Here is a 1,666-nt window from a genome sequence, read left to right on the forward strand (position 1 = left end):
GAAGCCGGCTTGGCGGGGATGAAGCCATGAAGAGATCAGCGGACAACGGCTTGACCCCGGATCAATACGACGCCTGGTTCCGCCGGAAGGTCGCCGAAGGCATTGCCGACGCCCGCGCCGGGCACGTCCTTTCAGGAGAGGACGTCGAGGCTGAATTCGCTGAACGGCGAGCGGCGACACTGCACGGGATCGGCAAGCAGGCGGCTCCCAAATAGCTTGGCTGTCTTGTGCCGGCTTGAGAGATCGTTTGGAAATGCGCTGGCGTGAGTCGGCTGGCGGTGGTGTCGAGAACCGGAGCGCAGCGCACATTGGTGCGTGAGCACCGGAAGCGGAGACACCGCCGTCAGACGGCCGCGCCAGTAGCATTTACAAGCGGTCACTCCCCCGCCACCGCGCCCAGGCTGGCGACCACGACCAGGGCGATGCCGGCGAGCTGGGCCGGGCTGAGGGCCTGGCCCAGCACGGCGAAGCCGATCAGCGTGCCCAGCGCCGGCTCGGCGCTCATCAGGATGCCGAAGGCGCGGGTCGGCATCCGCCGCAGGGCCATCATCTCGAGCGCGTAAGGCAGGAGCGGCACCAGGATGGCGAGGCCGATGGTGATGCCCAGCACCGCCGGCGGGATGTGGCCGCCGCTCTCCGCCAGCCCCCAGGGCGTGGCCACCACCGCGGCGACCGCGATCGACATGGTCAGGCCCTGCAGCCCGTCGAAGGCTTGGCCGACGCGCTTCATCAGCAGGATGTAGATCGCCCAGCCGAGGCCGGCGGCGAGGGCGAATCCGGCGCCGACCGGATCGACGGTCCAGGCGGACCCGTCATGCACCAGCAGCACGACGCCCGCCAGCGCCAGCACCGGCCAGAGCGCGTGCCAGGCACGGCGCATGCCGAGGGCGGCGACGCCGAGCGGCCCGAGGAACTCGATCGCCGTGGCCAGGCCCAGCGGGATGCGGTTCACCGCCTGGAAATAGCACAGCGTCATGCCGGCCATCGCCGCGCCGAGCAGGATCGCGCCGCGCCATTGCGACCAGGAATAGGATAGGATCCGCGGCCGGGTGATCAGCACCAGCAGCACCGCCGCCCAGGCCAGCCGCAGCCAGGTCGTGCCCAGCGGGCCGAAGCTCTCCAGCGTCGGCTTGGCCAAAGCGGCGCCGAGCTGCACCAGGGTCATCGAGCCGACCGCCATCAGCGCGGCGGCGGCGACGCCCCCGGTCAGGCCCGGCCTGGTCTCGGAATCGGTGGTCATGCTGCGGCCCGGTGGTTGCGGGACCCGCACCATAGCGGAGAGCGGCGCGGGCAGGTATCGTGATAGTCCTGATATCCGCATAAGGGATCGTTATGGTCCGGGATCTCGACCTCGGCCTGCTGCGCGCCTTCGCCACGGTGGTCGAGGCCCGCAGCGTCAGCGGCGCGGCCGAGCGGCTGGCGCGGACCCAGGCGGCGGTCAGCATGCAGCTGCGCCGGCTGGAGGAGGATGTCGGCCAGCGCCTGCTGGACCGGTCGCCCCGCGGCATCCGCCTGACCGAGGCGGGCGAGACGCTGCTGCGCTATGCCCATCGCGCGCTCGGCGCCAGCGAGGAGGCGCGGCGGGTGCTGGCCGGGCGGCAGGTCGCCGGCACGGTCCGGCTGGGCCTGCTGGAGGATGTCGCGGTCGCCGCCTGCCCCGCGCCCT

Annotated in this window: 3 protein-coding genes; 2 read left to right on the plus strand and 1 reads right to left on the minus strand. The window is 71.7% G+C overall.

Features of this window, described 5'->3' with window-relative positions; translation table 11 throughout:
* The coding region (locus P409_RS33675; protein ID WP_034848954.1) for a hypothetical protein at positions 1-215 on the plus strand (215 nt) is incomplete at its 5' end.
* Between the two features lie 161 nt (positions 216-376).
* Here P409_RS33675 and P409_RS33680 read toward each other — a convergent pair.
* Complete coding sequence (locus P409_RS33680) at positions 377-1,240, minus strand: EamA family transporter (RefSeq protein ID WP_034848956.1); 864 nt, start codon at positions 1,238-1,240, stop codon at positions 377-379.
* A gap of 92 nt (positions 1,241-1,332) precedes the next feature.
* On the opposite strand from P409_RS33680, the gene P409_RS33685 reads away from it, so the two are divergent.
* Positions 1,333-1,666, plus strand: a 334-nt coding sequence (locus P409_RS33685; RefSeq protein WP_034848955.1) for a LysR family transcriptional regulator, incomplete at its 3' end; no start/stop codon positions are given.

Origin of the sequence: Inquilinus limosus MP06, from assembly GCF_000767795.1 — a bacterium.
GTDB classification, from domain to species: Bacteria; Pseudomonadota; Alphaproteobacteria; order DSM-16000; family Inquilinaceae; genus Inquilinus; species Inquilinus limosus_E.

What these genes read in the sequence shown, in the direction of transcription:
- P409_RS33680 (WP_034848956.1), bottom strand. Translation starts at nt 1,240, where the DNA reads ATGACCACCGATTCCGAGACCAGGCCGGGCCTGACCGGGGGCGTCGCC.